This is a genomic window from Pseudoxanthomonas sp. UC19_8, assembly GCF_042700505.1.
GTDB classification, from domain to species: Bacteria; Pseudomonadota; Gammaproteobacteria; order Xanthomonadales; family Xanthomonadaceae; genus Pseudoxanthomonas_A; species Pseudoxanthomonas_A winnipegensis.
On the sequence record NZ_CP170559.1, the window covers coordinates 1,304,311 to 1,320,430 of the forward strand.

Sequence of the window (16,120 nt, forward strand, 5' to 3'; positions counted from 1 at the left end):
CACTATGCTGGCATGCAGTGCTCGCAGGGAGTTGAAGCTTGCGTATCGCTCAGGGGAATGTCGTGTCCATCCGTCGTGTGCTGCAGGCCGGGCTTCCGGGAACCGCCGCCTTGATGCTGTCCGCCTGCGGCAGCGTGGGCTGGATGTTCGGCGGCCACGACACGCCGCCAGGCGAGGTACCGGTGGAGCACTTCAGCTGCGAGTCCAAGGACCAGAACCTGAAGTATTGCGACGTGGACACCTCGGCCGGCGTGCGCCTGACCCGGCAGGTGTCCAACATGCCGTGCATCAAGGGCCGTACCTGGGATTACGGCCGCTTCGGCGTCTGGGTCGACCATGGCTGCCGCGGCGAGTTCATCAGCGGCGCCGGCGATGACGACGGCGGCGAGTTCGACCTGCGCCACAAGGTGCTGCGCTGCGAATCGCAGGACCAGCAGCGCCGCCGCTGCGATGCGCAGGTGACCAGCCCGCCGGCCACGCTGCTGCGCCAGCTCTCCGACACCGCCTGCAAGGAAGGCAGCACCTGGGGCTGGGACGCGCAGGGCGTGTGGGTCGATGGCGGATGCCGGGGCCTGTTCCGGGTCCGATGAACCGCCACATCGGCGCGGGTAAAATGCGCCGATGAACGAGACCTTCGATTACGCCCGCTACGACCGCATCCGGCCCCTGCTGTGGACCGGCGATGCCCTGCAGCTGCTCGACCAGCGCAAGCTGCCCTTCGTGGTCGAACACCTGAGCTGCAGCACCAGCGACGAGGTCGCCGCGGCGATCCATGCGCTGGCCGTGCGCGGCGCGCCGGCGATCGGCATCGCCGCGGCCTGGGGCACGGTGCTGGCCGGGCGCGCCATCGAGGCCGCCGACGGCGCCGAGGCCGCGCTGAAGCTCGAACCGGCCCTGCAGCGCCTCAACGCCGCCCGCCCCACCGCGGTCAATCTGGCCTGGGCGCTGGCGCGCATGCGCCGCGCGCTGCAGTCCACCGGCGCCGACTGGCGCGAGGTGCTGGAGCGCGAGGCGCAGGCCATCGCCAGCGAGGACCTGGCCGCCAACCGCCACATGGGCGAGCTGGGCGCGGCACTGATCGGCGAAGGCAGCGGCGTGCTGACCCATTGCAACACCGGCTCGCTGGCCACCGCCGGCTTCGGCACCGCGCTGGGCGTGATCCGCGCCGGCGTGGCGCAGGGCCGCATCGGCAAGGTCTTCGCCGACGAGACCCGGCCGTGGCAGCAGGGCGCGCGCCTGACGGTATGGGAGCTGCAGCAGGACGGCATCGACGCCACCCTGATCGCCGACTCGGCCGCCTCGCACCTGATGAAGACCGGCGCGGTGCAGTGGGTGGTGGTCGGCGCCGACCGCATCTGCGCCAACGGCGATACCGCCAACAAGATCGGCACTTACCAGCTGGCGATCGCCGCGCGCCACCACGGCCTGAAGTTCATGGTGGTCGCGCCGTCCTCGACCGTGGACATGGACACGCCCAGCGGCGAGCTGATCGAGATCGAGGAACGCGATCCGGGCGAGCTGCACGGCATCGGCGGCGTGCGCACCGTGGCCGAGGGCATCAAGGCCTGGAACCCCGTGTTCGACGTCACCCCGGGCAGCCTGATCGATGCCATCGTCACCGAGAAGGGCGTGGTCGAGCGGCCCACCACCGAGAAGATGCGCGCCGCCTTCGGCTGAAGAACGCGACCGGGGCTTGCGATGCGCCCTGCGCAAGGCCTTGGGCGCGGTCGCCGCAGGCCCGCGCGCAAGGCCCGCTTCCGCGCGCAAGTGATTGATTCTTGGCGCTTCCCGGTACGCATCGGGGGGCGGGCGCGTGTTACAATTTCAAGGTTGAAATCCCCTCCGAAACCAGCCTGCCGCGCCGTTGGCGGCCTGGCCCGTTTCGGCCCGATGTACCGAACACAAGCACGGACCTCGAATGGCTGATCTCGCCAAGGAAATCATCCCCGTCAACCTCGAAGACGAGATGCGCAAGAGCTACCTCGATTACGCCATGAGCGTGATCGTGGGCCGCGCCCTCCCGGACGTCCGGGACGGCCTGAAGCCGGTGCATCGCCGCGTGTTGTACGCGATGAACGAACTGGGCGCGCACAGCAACAAGCCGTACTACAAGTCCGCGCGCATCGTCGGCGACGTGATCGGTAAGTACCACCCGCACGGCGACCAGTCGGTGTACGACACGCTGGTGCGCATGGCCCAGCCGTTCTCGCTGCGCTACCTGCTGGTGGACGGGCAGGGCAACTTCGGTTCGGTCGACGGCGACTCGGCCGCGGCGATGCGTTACACCGAGGCGCGCATGTCGCGCCTGACCCACGAGCTGATGGCCGACATCGACAAGGAAACCGTCGATTTCGTGCCCAACTACGACGAGAAGGAGCTGGAGCCGTCGGTGATGCCGACGCGCTTCCCGAACCTGCTGGTCAACGGCTCGGCCGGCATCGCGGTGGGCATGGCGACCAACATCCCGCCGCACAACCTGTCCGAGGTGGTCGACGGCCTGATCGCGCTGATCGACAACCCGCTGATCGACATCGATGCGCTGATGGACTACATCCCGGGGCCGGACTTCCCGACCGCGGGCATCATCAACGGCACCGCCGGCATCATCGCCGGCTACCGCACCGGCCGCGGCCGCGTGCGCATGCGCGCCAAGGCCGAGGTCGAGGTCGACGACCGCACCGGGCGCGAGGCGATCATCGTCACCGAGATCCCCTACCAGGTGAACAAGGCGCGGCTGATCGAGAAGATCGCCGAGCTGGTCAAGGAGAAGAAGCTCGAGGGCATCAGCGAGCTGCGCGACGAGTCCGACAAGGACGGCATGCGCATCTACATCGAGATCAAGCGCGGCGAATCGGCCGAGGTGGTCCTCAACAACCTGTATTCGCAGACGCCGATGGAGTCGGTGTTCGGCATCAACATGGTCGCCCTGGTCGACGGCCGCCCGCAGCTGCTGAACCTCAAGCAGATGCTGGAAGCCTTCGTGCGCCATCGCCGCGAGGTGGTGACCCGTCGCACGATCTTCGAACTGCGCAAGGCCCGCGCCCGCGCCCACATCCTCGAAGGCCTGACCGTCGCGCTGGCCAACATCGATGAGATGATCGAGCTGATCAAGACCTCGGCCAACCCGACCGAGGCGCGCGAACGCCTGCTCGCCAAGACCTGGGAACCGGGCCTGGTGGGCTCGCTGCTGGCCGCCGCCGGCGCCGAGGCCTCGCGGCCGGAGGACCTGCCCAAAGGCGTGGGCTTCATCGATGGCCGCTACCAGCTGACCGAGGTCCAGGCCACGCAGATCCTGGAGATGCGCCTGCACCGCCTGACCGGCCTGGAGCAGGAAAAGCTCACCGAGGAGTACCGCCAGCTGCTGGACACCATCGCCGGGCTGATCCGCATCCTGGAAAACCCCGATGTGCTCAAGGAGGTCATCCGCGAGGAGCTGCTGAACGTCAAGGCCGAGTTCGGCGATGCGCGCCGCAGCGAGATCCGCCAGAGCGAGGAAGACCTGGACATCCTGGATCTGATCGCCCCGGAAGACATGGTGGTCACCCTGAGCCACGCCGGCTACGCCAAGCGCCAGCCGGCCAGCAGCTACCGCGCGCAGAAGCGCGGCGGCCGCGGCCGCAACGCGGCCACGACCAAGGACGAGGATTTCATCGACCAGCTGTGGCTGGTCAACACCCACGACACGCTGCTGACCTTCACCAGCAAGGGCCGCGTGTTCTGGCTGGCCGTGCACCAGCTGCCCGAGGCCGGGCCGAACGCGCGCGGCCGCCCGATCATCAACTGGATCCCGCTGGAAGGCGATGAGAAGGTGCAGGCGGTGCTGCCGGTGCGCGAGTACGCACAGGGTCGCTACGTGTTCTTCGCCACCCGCAATGGCACGGTCAAGAAGACCCCGCTGACCGAGTTCGCCTTCCGCCTGGCGCGCGGCAAGATCGCCATCAACCTGGACGAGGGCGATGCGCTGGTCGGCGTGGCGCTGACCGACGGCGAGCGCGACGTGCTGCTGTTCGCCTCCAACGGCAAGGCCGTGCGCTTCGGCGAGGAGGCGGTGCGCTCCATGGGCCGTACCGCCACCGGCGTGCGCGGCATCAGGCTGGCCAAGGGCGAGGACGTGGTCAGCCTGATCGTGGCCGAGCGCGCGGCCGGCGCCGGCGCCGAGTCGGAGGACGAGGCGGCCGACGAGGTGGTCGAATCCAACGATGAGACCGTGCTGGAGACGATCCAGGACGAATCGGGCTGCTACATCCTCACCGCCACCGAGAACGGCTACGGCAAGCGCACTCCGCTGGCCGACTACCCGCGCAAGGGGCGCGGCACCCAGGGCGTGATCGGCATCCAGACCAACGAGCGCAACGGCAAGCTGGTCGGTGCGCTGCTGCTGGGCAATACCGACGAGGTGATGCTGATCTCCGACGGCGGCACGCTGGTGCGCACGCGCTCGACCGAGATCTCGTGCGTGGGCCGCAACACCCAGGGCGTGACCCTGATCCGCCTGTCCAAGGGCGAGAAGCTGCAGGCCATCGAGCGTCTGGACGCCTCGCTGGAGGAGGAAGAGGACGCGGTGGCGGCCGATGCCAGCGCCGAGGCGCCGCCGCCGTCGCCTGCCGGCTGAGCCGGCGCGGCTGGCCGGGCCGGTGACGAGGGTCGCCGGCTCGCTGGCCAGCCAGTGTGGACATCGTGAGCGGCCGCGCCTTGCACAGGCGCGGCCGTTTTCTTTTGCGCGGGCTGGCATGATGTCTTTGGGAGCTGGCTCGTTCCGGGGGCAATGACGATGATGCGGTTTCGGTAGAGCCTCATCGCCGCCGTGGCGGCTCCCACCTGCATCTTGGTCGCCGGCATGTGTCCTCGGGCGGCGCGATGGGCATCCCGCAGCGCCATGGCCAAGCGCGGGCAGGACGCGCAGCACAAGCACCGCCGCCCTCGCTTCTGGCTCGGTGGGAGCAACTGTCTCTCAGATCAAGCCGCGCCCCCTTGTAGAGCGGAGCTTGCTCCGCTGGGGCTTGCCGATGATCCGGTCGAAACGCAGCGGAGCAAGCTCCGCTCTACAGGTGGGAGCCGCCATGGCGGCGATGAGGCTTTCCCGGTAGCCCCTTCCTTCCCATTGCCCAGAAAGCCCACGGCGGCCCCTCCAGCCTCCATCCGCGCCCTCTATACTCCCGCGCAAAACCGGCTGAAGGGACTGGTGTTGCATGGAGAGTATCCAGGGTCGCGGCGCGCTGTCGCCGCAACGTGTCGCCGCGCAGGACGCGCCTTCTTCGATCCGGTCGCGACCGTCGCGCCGCCCCTGGCGCGCCGCCCTGCTGGCCGGCGCCTTCGCGCTGCTCGCCCTGACCGGCTGCGATCGCAACAAGACCGGCGATCTGCCGGCGGTGTCCGGCGAGGCGGTGCAGGCGCAGAAGACCAAGTCCATCGCCGGCTTCGGCCTGGTCAACGCCTATCCGGACCAGCACGAGGGCCAGGTCGCCATCGCGCTGGAATTCAGCCAGCCGCTGGTCGAGTCGCAGGACTTCGACAAGCTGATCCACGTCAGCGACGACAAGGGCGCGGTGGTCAGCGGCAGCTGGGTGCTGGATGAGCACGCCAGGATCCTGCGCTTCCCGTCGGTGGAGGCCGCACGCGACTACACGGTCAAGATCGATGCGGGCCTGCTGGCCGCGGCCGGCGGCAGCCTGGGCAAGGCGCTCGAACAGGTCGTGCACACCGGGCAGATCGAGCCGGCGGTGGCCTTCGCCTCGCAGGGCAGCGTGCTGCCGGCCAAGGACACCCGCGGTCTGCCGGTGGTGTCGATCAACGTGCCGGAAGTGGACGTGGAGTTTCTGCGCGTGCGCGAATCGCAGCTGCCGCGCTTCTTCGCCCAGTACCAGCGCGGCGGCAGTCGCGGCGCCTGGTCGCTGGACGAGGACTACAGCCAGAACAAGCCACTGGGCGAGCTGGCCGATTCGGTCTACCTCAACCGCTTCGTGCTGGGCGGCAAGCCCAACGAGCGCATGGTCAGCTATCTGCCGGTGCAGGACATCAAGCAACTGCAGGAGCCGGGCCTGTACTTCGCGGTGATGAAGCGCGTGGGGCGCTACTCCGACCAGCTGCAGACCGCGTTCTTCAGCGTCAGCGACCTGGGGCTGCACGCGCGCGCCTACAAGGACACGCTGTTCGTCCACACCGCTTCGCTGGCCGACGGCAGCGCCACCGGCGGTGCGCAGCTGCGCGTGCTCGACGCCAAGGGCGAGACCGTGCTCAAGGGCGAGACCGACGGCAACGGCAACGCGCTGCTCAAGTACACGCTCAACGCCGGCCAGGTGTTGGTGGCCAGCCGCGGCAAGGACGTCACCCTGCTGCCGTTCAACCAGCCGGCGCTGGACCTGTCCGAATTCGCCGTGGCCGGGCGCGAGCAGGCCTGGTTCGACGTGTTCGCCTGGTCCGGCCGCGACCTCTATCGCCCCGGCGAGACGGTGCGCGTGTCGGCGCTGCTGCGCGACTTCGACGGCAAGCCGGTCAAGGCCGGGCAGCCGCTGTACCTGCGCCTGAAGCAGCCCGACGGCAAGATCTTCCGCGAGACCCGGCTGACCCCGGGCGAGCAGGGCTATTTCGCCTTCGAGCAGGCCATCCCGGTGGAGGCGCCCACCGGGCGCTGGCAGGTGGAGTTCCGCACCGACCCGGCCAGCGCGCAGGCGGTGCAGGGCATGACCCTGCGCATCGAGGAGTTCCTGCCCGAGCGCATGAAGCTGGACCTGTCCGCGCCGGAGATCCTCAAGCCCGGCCAGGGCCTGGCGCTGAAGGCCGATGCGGCCTATCTGTACGGCGCGCCGGCCGACGGCAACCGCTTCACCGCCAAGCTGGCCGTGGCGGTGGAGCAGCATCCGCTGGACAAGCTGCCGGGCTGGTTCTTCGGCGATGCCACGGTGCAGCTGCCCAAGGAGGCCAAGGACGTTGTCGATGCCACGTTCGACGCCAAGGGCCACTACGAGGAGACCTTGTCGCTGCCCGACGAGGTCAAGCCGGTCACGCCGGTGGCGGCCATCGTCACCGGCAGCGTGTACGAAACCGGCGGACGCACGGTCAACCGCTCGCTCAAGCGCGTGCTGTGGCCGGCCGACGTGCTGGCCGGCGTGCGGCCGCTGTTCGACGACAAGGAAGGCTCGGCGGCCAACGGCACGGCGGGCTTCGAGATCGCCCGCTTCAACGCGGCCGGGGCGCGCCAGCCGGGCAAGGGGCTGAAGGTCACCCTGGTGCGCGAGCGCCGCGACTACCACTGGACCCATGACGAGGACACCGGCTGGTCGTTCGACTACACCCAGCGCTTCGAGAACGTCGACACCAGGGCCGTCGATGTCGGCGGCGACGCGGTGCGCGTGGACTTCCCGGTGGAGTGGGGCGGTTACCGGCTGGAGGTGTTCGACCCGGCCACCGGGCTGACGACGCGCTATCCGTTCACCGCCGGCTGGAGCTGGAACGACGACAACCGCGGCCTGGACGCGCGCCCGGACAAGGTCAAGCTGTCGCTGGACAAGACCGGCTACCGCGCCGGCGACACGCTCAAGGTCACGCTCACCCCGCCGCACGACGGCAAGGGCGTGCTGATGGTCGAGTCCGACCACATGCTCTACGTCAAGAACATCGAGGCCAAGGCCGGCAGCGTGTTCGAGATCCCGGTCACCCAGGACTGGGAGCGCCACGACGTCTATGTGACCGCGCTGGTGTTCCGCGGCGGCAGCGCGCCGTCCAAGATCACCCCCGCGCGCGCGGTCGGCGTGGCGCACGTGCCGATGGACCGCAGCGCGCGGCGCGTGGCCGTGGGCCTGAAGGCACCCGAGCAGATGAAGCCCGGCCAGGACCTGGCCGTGACGGTCAGCGTGCCGCAGCTGGCCGGCAAGGACGCGCATGTCACCGTCTCGGCGGTGGACGTGGGCATCCTCAACATCACCCGCTATCCGGTGCCCGACGCCACCGCGCACTTCTTCGCCCAGCGCCGCCTGGGCGTGGACAGCTACGACGTCTACGGCCGGGTGATCGAGAGCTACGAGGGCGACACGGCCAAGCTGCGCTTCGGCGGCGACATGGCGCTGGGCGCCTTGCCGCAGGCGCGGCGGCCGACCGCCAAGGTGCAGACCGTGGACCTGTTCGCCGGGCCGGTGAAGCTGGACGCCAAGGGCAACGCACGCGTGCTGCTCAAGGTGCCCGACTTCAACGGCACCTTGCGCGTGTCGGCGCTGGTCTACTCGGACGACCACTACGGCAGCCGCGACACCCAGACCCTGGTGCGCGCGCCGGTGGTGGCCGAGGCCAGCATGCCGCGCGTGCTGGCGCCGGGTGACCGCAGCATGGTCACCCTGGATGTGCAGAACTTCACCGGCAGGCCGGGGACCTTCCGCGTGCAGGTGGACGGCACCGGGCCGCTGGCCATCGGCGAGGGCAGCCGCAGCGTGTCGCTGGCCGACGGCGCCAAGACCACGCTGAGCTTCCCGCTGCAGGCGCGTGAGGGCTATACGACCGCGCAGGTGCGCGTGCGCGTGGACGGCGCGGCCGACGGCTTCAAGGTCGACCGCAGCTTCGACCTGCCGGTGCGCGCCGGCTGGCCCAGCGTAACCCACACCGAGAGCCGGGTGATCGATCCGCTGGCGCCGGTGACGATGGGTGCGGGCTTCGCCGACGGGCTGATGCCCGATTCGGTGCGCGCGCGCATGGTGGTCAGCGCGCTGCCGCCGATTCCCTTCGCCGCCGCGCTGGAGGATCTGCTCAAGTACCCCTACGGCTGCATCGAGCAGACCACCAGCAAGGGCTACGCCGCCCTGGTGATGGACCAGGCCACCGCCGACCTGCTGGGCACCAAGGGCCTGGACCCGGCCAAGCGCCGCGAACGCATGGAGGGTGCCTTCGCCCGCATCGCCTCGATGCAGGTGGCCAACGGCAACTTCTCGATGTGGGGCGACGATGGCGACGTGGTGCCGTACATCACCCCGTACGTGGCCGACTTCCTGCTCGACGCGCGCGAAGGCGGCTTCGCCGTGCCCGACACGGTGCTGCAGAAGGCCTTGAACCGTCTCAGCGAGGACCTGCTGTCCGGCGGCAACCAGTTCTACGGGTCCAACTTCCGCGATCACCTGCGCTTCGCCAACCAGGCCTATGCCGGCTACGTGCTGGCGCGCGTGGGCCGTGCGCCGCTGGGCACGCTACGGGCGCTGTACGACAACGACCGGGGCAAGTCGATGACCGGCCTGCCGCTGGTGCAGCTGGGGCTGGCGCTGTCGCTGCAGGGCGATACCAAGCGCGGCGCGCGCGCCATCGCGCTGGGCTTCGACAAGACCGGCGACCGGCCGGAGTGGCTGGGCGACTACGGCACCCGGCTGCGCGACGACGCGCTGATGCTGGCGCTGGTGCGCGAGCGCAAGCTGTCCAAACCCGAGTACGACGCGCGCGTGATCGCCCTGGGCCGCGAGCTGGACGAGCGCCGCAAGGCGCGCTGGTTCTACCTGAGTACGCAGGAACAGGTCGCCATCGCGCGGCTGGGCAAGTCGCTGCTGGGCGATGCGCAGGCCAAGACGCTCGGCGGCACCTGGTCGGCCGACGGCGCCAGCGAGACGGTGCAGGACCTGCGCCTGTTCGCGCGCAGCTTCGACATGGCCACCCTGGCCAAGGGCGTGAGCTTCAGCCCACAGGGCCAGCCGCCGCTTTACGCCAGCTTGGAGATCGCCGGCGTGCCGCGCACCGCACCGGCCGAGGACCGGTCGAAGATCGGCGTCACCCGGCGCTACTACGCCACCGACGGCAGCGAGTGGAAGGGCGGCACGCTGAAGGAGGGCGAGGCGCTGATCGTGGGCCTGCGCATCACCGCCGACACCGAGGTGCCCGACGCGCTGCTCACCGACCTGCTGCCGGCGGGGCTGGAGATCGAGAACTTCAACCTGTCCGACGCCAAGCAGTGGGCCGACGTGGTGGTCGATGGCATCACTCTCACTGAGCGCGGCGACGCGGCCGAGGTCAAGCACGAGGAGTTCCGCGACGACCGCTACGTGGCCGCCCTGCGCCTGGGTCGCGGCGGCAGCGGCGCCAAGGTGTTCTACCTGGTCCGCGCCGTCACCCCGGGCACCTACACCGTGCCGCCGCCGCTGGTGGAGGACATGTACCGCCCCGACATCCGCGGTGTCGGCACCTCCACTCCGACCACGATCACGGTAGTGCAGCCGTGAGGCCTCTGCGGCGGCCAGCAATGGGTGTGATGCTGGCGGTCACGGCGGCAATGCCTTTGATCGCGAGAGCCGACTACGAATTACCTCCGTTCGTCATGCCCCCGGCTTCGCAGTTGAAGGTGGCGAGCAAGATCGGCTTGCGGGAGCCTGTCAGTTTCAGGGGGGAGGAGCAGGTATCGGGAGACCTGCTGGCCGAGTGGCAGCCGGCGGGTTCCAACGGAATCGAAGCAAGTTACTCGATTGTTCCTGACGCGCCTTCTGCGGCGCGCCTTCCCCATTTCGAGGGTTACGGCATCAGGGTGATCGATCTCAGCAACGGCGAGGCAGCCCTGGCGATGATGCTCGGCGATGCGCAGGCCCAGCGGCTGATACTGGATCGCCACATGAAGCGGGTCCGCGTACACGGCACGTTCGTCATCACCGACTATGAGATGTCGGTCGAATGCGACGTCCCCTGGGCCAAGGCGCGCGTGCTTACAACCGAGCGGACAAGTGCCGTGGCCGACGTGCCTGAGTTGGCAGGGCGTTGCTGAGCGCCTGTCCGCGCCAGTGCGTTCTCCGCTTTGATCGAGTCGCGGACTTTCCTTGTCTGATCGCACGCCAGATGAGTTCGGATGAACGCGTGGCGCTCTAAGCTCCCGCGTCTGAGGCAGCTCCTGCGCTGGACGGCCGTCGCTGTGCTGGTGGCGCTGCTGGTCCTGGACTTCGCTTTCCCGCCGCCGTTGCCCAAGGCGCGCGATACCAGCACGCTGGTGGTGGCGCGCGACGGCACGCCGCTGCGGGCCTTCGCCGATCGCGACGGGGTATGGCGCTATCCGGCCTCGCCCGAGGGCGTCTCGCCGCTGTACCTGCAGGCGCTGCTGACCTATGAGGACCGCTGGTTCTGGCGGCATCCGGGCGTCAATCCGTGGGCGCTGCTGCGCGCGGGCGGGCAGATGCTGCGGCGCGGGCAGATCGTCTCGGGCGGCTCGACGCTCACCATGCAGGTCGCGCGCATCCTCGACCCGCACACGCGCACGCCCTGGGGCAAGGCCAAGCAGCTGCTGCGCGCCCTGCAACTGGAGGCGCACCTGAGCAAGCGGCAGATCCTCGACCTGTATCTGGAGCGCGCGCCGTTCGGCGGCACCATCGAGGGCGTGGAGGCCGCCAGCTGGGCCTACCTGGGCAAGCCGGCCGCGCGGCTGTCGCATGCCGAGGCCGCGCTGCTGGCGGTGCTGCCGCAATCGCCCAGCCGGCTGCGTCCGGACCGCCATCCGCAGGCCGCGCGGGCGGCGCGCGACAAGGTGCTGGCGCGCATGGTCGCCCTGGGCGTGTGGACCCAGGCGCAGGTGGACGATGCCCGCATCGAACCGGTGGTCGCGCGCGCCCTGCAGCCGCCGCTGAGCGCGGCGCTGCTGGCCGAGCGCCTGCATCAGCAGCAGCCGCGCGCCGCGCGCATCGTCTCCACGCTGGACGCCGACCTGCAGCGCACGCTGGAACAGCGCGTCACCGCCTATTTCTCCAACCTGCCCGAGCGCACCTCGGCGGCGCTGCTGGTGGTGGACAACACGACGATGGAGGCGCGCGCCTATGTGGGCTCGGTGCAGTTCGGCGACGACAAGCGCCTGGGCCACGTGGACATGGTGCAGGCCTGGCGTTCGCCGGGCTCGACGCTCAAGCCCTTCCTGTACGGGCTGGCGCTGGACGATGGGCTGATCCACTCGGAGAGCCTGCTGGTCGACGCGCCGCAGGGCTTCGGCGGCTACCGGCCCGGGAACTTCGATGCCGCCTTCAACGGACCGGTCGGCGCGGCCGAGGCGCTGCGCCTGTCGCTCAACGTGCCGGCGGTGGACGTGCTGGACCACGTCGGCCCGGCGCGCTTCGCCGCGCGGCTGGCCAACGGCGGCGTCGCGCTGCGCTTCCCGCGCGGGGCGGTGCCCAACCTGGCGATGATCCTGGGCGGCACCGGCGCGCGCCTGGAGGACCTGGTCGGCGCGTTCGCCGCATTCAACCGCGACGGGCTGGCCGGGCGCGTGCGCTATCGCCCGGAAGACCCGATCTCCAACCGCCGGCTGCTCTCACCCGGCGCGGCCTGGATCATCCGCCAGGTGCTGCAGGACAACCCTCGGCCTGGCGAGAGCGTGGGCACCTTCGACACCGGTGGCCGCCCGCGCGTGGCCTGGAAGACCGGCACCAGTTACGGCTACCGCGACGCCTGGGCGATCGGCGGCACGCGCCGCTATACGGTCGGTGTGTGGGTCGGCCGGCCGGACGGCACGCCGCTGCCGGGCCAGTACGGGGCGGTGACCGCGCTGCCGCTGATGTTCGAGGTAATCGACAGCCTGCCGCGCAGCCGCGGCGATGCGGCGGCCGTGGCGCCACCGGCCAATGTGGCCCAGGTCGAGGTGTGCTGGCCGCTGGGCCTGCCGCCCGACCCGCAGGCGCCGCAGCTGTGCCAGCGCCGGCTGCAGGCCTGGACGCTGGACGGCAACGTGCCGCCGACCTTCGCCGAGCGCGACGCAAGGCTCTGGCGCGCTGGGCGGGAGAGCTTTCTGCGCGATGCCGCCAGCGGCCAGCGTCTGTCGGCCGAATGCACCCGGCCGCATGCGGCGCAGGAGGCGAGCATTGCGCGCTGGCCGGCGCTGGCCTCGCCCTGGCTGAGCGTGGCCGAACGCCGCGCCGCCCAGCTGCCGCCGCTGGCGCCGGACTGCGCGCCGGATGGACGCGAGGCCAGCGCCGCGCTGCGCATCGAGGGCCTCAACGATGGCGCCACGCTGGCGCGTGCGCCGGGCAGCGACAAGCCGGCCAGCGTGCGCCTGCGCGCCCTGGGCACCGAGACCGAGGTGCAGTGGCTGCTCGACGGGCGCTGGATCGGCCTGACCCGTGGCGCGCGCAGCTTCGAGCACGGCTTCGAGCAGCCGGGCGAGCACACGCTGACCGCGCTGGCCGACAGCGGCGCGTGGAGCACGCTGAGGTTCCGGGTGTTGCGGTAGGGAAGCAGAGGCCGGGGGTCAGAGGCCAGGGGGCGGGGCCGGCGCTGGTCGTCCGGGCGCGCATGCCGGGATTGGGGGCATGTCCTAAAGAAAACGCCGGGCGATGCCCGGCGTCTGTGTGCGAGATCTACTTCCTTGCAGGAGCTGCTTGCTGAAACCAGAGGCGGCGATACGCCTGGTCCCTGGCTTACTTCCCGATCCACCCTTCCAGCATGTCCGCGAACTCATCCGCATGCTCTTCTTCCTGCTCCAGGATGCGCTCGAGGATGCGCTTGGTGGTGGTGTCCTTGTCGCCGATGTAGTTGATCATCTGGCGGTAGCTGTCGATGGCGATGCGCTCGGCGATCAGGTTCTCCTTGACCATGTCGCGCAGGTCGCTGCCTTCCTTGTACTCGGCGTGCGAGCGCGCGGTCAGGGTGTCGGGGTTGAGGTCCGGCTCGCCGCCGAGCTGGACGATGCGCTCGGCCAGCATGCCGGCGTGGTCCTGCTCCTGCTTGGCGTGCTCCAGGAACTCGGCCTTGACTGCGTCGGCCAGCATGCCCTTGGCCATGAAGTAATGGCGGTAGTAGCGCAGCACGCACACGTACTCGGTGGCCAGCGCCTCGTTGAGCAGCTTGACGACTTCCTCGCGGTCGGCCGTATAGGAATCGGTGATCGCGCCGTCCTCGAGCTTCTTGCGCGCGTTGGCGCGCAGGGTCTCGCGATCGGCCAGGTCGGCGGCCGAGGTGTGGTTGAACTTGGTGGCTGATGTCTTGGACATTGGCTTGCCTCGCTTGATGGATGTGCGGTGGGAAGGATCAGTCGGGAAGGTGTTGCAGCACGTAGTCGGCGGAGGAGACCTCGAACGCACCGGGCTCCTCGACCCAGAGTTGTTTGACCACGCCGTCTTCGGCATAGAGCGCGTAGCGCCTGGAGCGCAGGCCCATGCCCTGCGCGCCCAGGTCCAGCTCCAGGCCCAGCGCGCGTGCGAAGTCGCCGCTGCCGTCGGCCAGCAGCTGCAGCCCTTCGGGCACGTGCAGCGATTCGCCCAGGCCTTCATCACGAACGCGTCGTTGACCGAAACGCAATACACTTCGATGCCGCGCTTGCGGAATGCGTCGAAGTGCTCGATGAAGCCAGGCAAATGGCGCGCCGAACAGGTCGGGGTGAAGGCGCCCGGCACCGCGAACAGCACGACCTTGTGCGCGCCGAACAGGGTCGGGGTGTCGACCTTCTCCACGCCCTGGCGGATGCGGGTCAGGATGACTTCGGGGATGGGGTCGCCGATCTGGATCGTCATGGGAGCCTGGAGGCGCGGGAGGGCGGCCGCGTGAACCGTACCCTAGGCAGGGCCGTGGGAAGGCGGCGTCAAAACCCTTGAAAAGCCGCGTGCGGCGCTTATCTGTTGGTCACGGAGGCCACGGGCCCCTGCCGCACGCACGTCGCGTCTGCGGCCATCCAATCGGAGACATTCATGATGAATTTCGTGCGCTATCAAGGCTGGCCCGTCCGCCCCGGCCAGCTCGAACTGGGACGCGTGTTGGACCGCTTCGCGCAGGCCGGCCAGGCCGCCACCGAGAGCGTGGGCTGGACCCCGCGCGTGGACGTGAAGGAAGAGGCCAACCGCTTCGTGATCTTCGCCGACCTGCCGGGCGTGGACCTGGAGGCGATCGAGGTGCAGATGGACAAGAACGTCCTGAGCATCCGTGGCGAGCGCGCCGCGCCGCAGGCCGGCGAGGACGCCCGCTTCACCCGTCAGGAGCGTCGCCACGGCGCGTTCGCGCGCAGCTTTACCCTGCCGGACACCGCCGATGCCGAGGGCATCGTCGCCACCGGTGGCAACGGCGTGCTGGAAGTGGTGATCCCCAAGCGGCCCGAGGCCGCGCCGCGTCGCATCCAGGTCGGGTCGATCCAGTAACCTGTACCCCGGCCCGCGTTCCGCGCGGGTCCCATGAACCGGTCGCGATGCGGTGTTGACCGCATCGTGGCCAGGATCGGGCCCGCGGCTGCCAAGCCGCGGGCTTTCTTGCGGAGGTACGATGGAATTCAAGGACTACTACCAGACGCTTGGCGTGGAACCCACGGCCGGCGAGGCGGAGATCAAGACCGCCTACCGCCGCCTGGCGCGCAAGTACCACCCCGACGTCAGCAAGGAGGCCGATGCCGAGGAGCGCTTCAAGGCGGTCAACGAGGCCTACGAGGCCCTGCGCGATCCGGAGAAGCGCGCGGCCTACGATCAGCTGCGCGCGCGCGGCTATCGGCCCGGGCAGGAATATCAGCCGCAGGACTTCGGCGGCGGCTATGGCGGCCAGGGCTTCGACTTCGAGGAAGTCTTCGGCAGCGCCGGGGGCGGCGGTGCCGGCTTCAGCGATTTCTTCGAGAACCTGTTCGGCCAGCGCGCACGCGGCGGTCCGGGCTTCCGCAGCGGCCAGGCGCCGCGCGGCGATACCCGCGCCAAGCTGTCGGTGCCGCTCAAGGCGGTCTACGAGGGCAGCAGCATCCGCGTGACCGTCAACGGCAAGCAGCTGGACGTGCGCGTGCCCAAGGGCATCAAGCCCGGCCAGGCGATCCGCCTGAGCGGGCAGGGCAACGGCGGCGGCAACCTGCTGCTGGAGATCGAGTACGCGGCCGACCCGCAGTTCGAAGTGGACGGGCGCAACATCATCCACGTCCTGCAGGTCACGCCCTGGCAGGCGGCGCTGGGCGCCACGGTGAGCGTGCCGACGCTGGGCGGTTCGGTCGAGCTGAAGATCCCGCCGGACTCCGACGCCGGGCGCAAGCTGCGCCTGCGCGGCCGCGGCCTGCCGGGTCCGCCGGATGGCGACCAGATCGTGGAGCTGGAGATCACCGCGCCGCGCGCGGTCACCGAGGCCCAGCGCAAGGCCTACGAGAAGCTGGCCAAGGCCTTCGCCGACAGCTGACCCACGCTCGGCGTCGAGCCAGAATGCGAAACGGGCGCCTCAGGGCGCCCGTTTCGTGTTTCGC

At 69.8% G+C, this 16,120-nt stretch carries 9 protein-coding genes and 1 pseudogene; 8 read left to right on the top strand and 2 right to left on the bottom strand.

Translation table 11 applies throughout. The features are described 5' to 3' along the window. Positions 1 to 62 precede the first annotated feature (62 nt). The 6 genes from ACFJIT_RS05565 (at position 63) to pbpC (ending at position 13,156) form a co-directional block, all read left to right on the top strand. Positions 63 to 590, top strand: a complete 528-nt coding sequence (locus ACFJIT_RS05565; RefSeq protein ID WP_130522793.1) for a DUF3011 domain-containing protein — start codon at positions 63 to 65, stop codon at positions 588 to 590. 31 nt (positions 591 to 621) lie between these two features. Then, positions 622 to 1,677: an S-methyl-5-thioribose-1-phosphate isomerase gene (gene mtnA / locus ACFJIT_RS05570; protein ID WP_379655289.1), complete on the top strand. Its 1,056-nt coding sequence runs from the start codon at positions 622 to 624 to the stop codon at positions 1,675 to 1,677. Positions 1,678 to 1,918: 241 nt separating this feature from the next. After that, positions 1,919 to 4,612, top strand: coding sequence for a DNA gyrase subunit A (gyrA, locus tag ACFJIT_RS05575; protein ID WP_379655290.1), 2,694 nt, complete (start codon positions 1,919 to 1,921; stop codon positions 4,610 to 4,612). A gap of 577 nt (positions 4,613 to 5,189) precedes the next feature. Beyond that, positions 5,190 to 10,184 (top strand): alpha-2-macroglobulin, encoded by a 4,995-nt coding sequence (locus ACFJIT_RS05580; RefSeq protein WP_379655291.1) that lies wholly within the window; start codon positions 5,190 to 5,192, stop codon positions 10,182 to 10,184. Between the two features lie 20 nt (positions 10,185 to 10,204). Then, positions 10,205 to 10,717, top strand: coding sequence for a hypothetical protein (locus tag ACFJIT_RS05585; protein ID WP_379655292.1), 513 nt, complete (start codon positions 10,205 to 10,207; stop codon positions 10,715 to 10,717). Positions 10,718 to 10,798: 81 nt separating this feature from the next. Continuing rightward, positions 10,799 to 13,156 carry a penicillin-binding protein 1C gene (gene pbpC, locus ACFJIT_RS05590; protein WP_379655293.1) on the top strand — a complete coding sequence of 786 codons (2,358 nt, stop codon included), beginning with the start codon at positions 10,799 to 10,801 and terminating at the stop codon, positions 13,154 to 13,156. A 187-nt stretch (positions 13,157 to 13,343) separates the two neighbouring features. Here pbpC and ACFJIT_RS05595 read toward each other — a convergent pair whose 3' ends face one another. Both ACFJIT_RS05595 and ACFJIT_RS05600 read right to left on the bottom strand, forming a co-directional pair. Next, positions 13,344 to 13,916: a bacterioferritin gene (locus tag ACFJIT_RS05595; RefSeq protein ID WP_379655294.1), complete on the bottom strand. Its 573-nt coding sequence runs from the start codon at positions 13,914 to 13,916 to the stop codon at positions 13,344 to 13,346. Positions 13,917 to 13,953: 37 nt separating this feature from the next. After that, positions 13,954 to 14,435 (bottom strand): annotated as a pseudogene (locus ACFJIT_RS05600) (peroxiredoxin). A gap of 177 nt (positions 14,436 to 14,612) precedes the next feature. On the opposite strand from ACFJIT_RS05600, the gene ACFJIT_RS05605 reads away from it, so the two are divergent. After that, positions 14,613 to 15,053, top strand: coding sequence for an Hsp20/alpha crystallin family protein (locus ACFJIT_RS05605; protein WP_379655728.1), 441 nt, complete (start codon positions 14,613 to 14,615; stop codon positions 15,051 to 15,053). Between the two features lie 121 nt (positions 15,054 to 15,174). Continuing rightward, a complete protein-coding gene (locus ACFJIT_RS05610) occupies positions 15,175 to 16,056 on the top strand; it encodes a DnaJ C-terminal domain-containing protein (protein WP_130517876.1) in 882 nt (293 codons plus the stop codon). Positions 16,057 to 16,120: the final 64 nt, after the last annotated feature.

Excerpts from the sequence above, each read along its gene's own strand:
- ACFJIT_RS05605 (WP_379655728.1), top strand. The coding sequence starts at position 14,613 with ATGAATTTCGTGCGCTATCAAGGCTGGCCCGTCCGCCCCGGCCAGCTC.
- mtnA (WP_379655289.1), top strand. The coding sequence starts at position 622 with ATGAACGAGACCTTCGATTACGCCCGCTACGACCGCATCCGGCCCCTG.
- ACFJIT_RS05580 (WP_379655291.1), top strand. The coding sequence starts at position 5,190 with ATGGAGAGTATCCAGGGTCGCGGCGCGCTGTCGCCGCAACGTGTCGCC.
- ACFJIT_RS05595 (WP_379655294.1), bottom strand. The coding sequence starts at position 13,916 with ATGTCCAAGACATCAGCCACCAAGTTCAACCACACCTCGGCCGCCGAC.
- ACFJIT_RS05585 (WP_379655292.1), top strand. The coding sequence starts at position 10,205 with ATGGGTGTGATGCTGGCGGTCACGGCGGCAATGCCTTTGATCGCGAGA.
- gyrA (WP_379655290.1), top strand. The coding sequence starts at position 1,919 with ATGGCTGATCTCGCCAAGGAAATCATCCCCGTCAACCTCGAAGACGAG.
- pbpC (WP_379655293.1), top strand. The coding sequence starts at position 10,799 with ATGAACGCGTGGCGCTCTAAGCTCCCGCGTCTGAGGCAGCTCCTGCGC.
- ACFJIT_RS05610 (WP_130517876.1), top strand. The coding sequence starts at position 15,175 with ATGGAATTCAAGGACTACTACCAGACGCTTGGCGTGGAACCCACGGCC.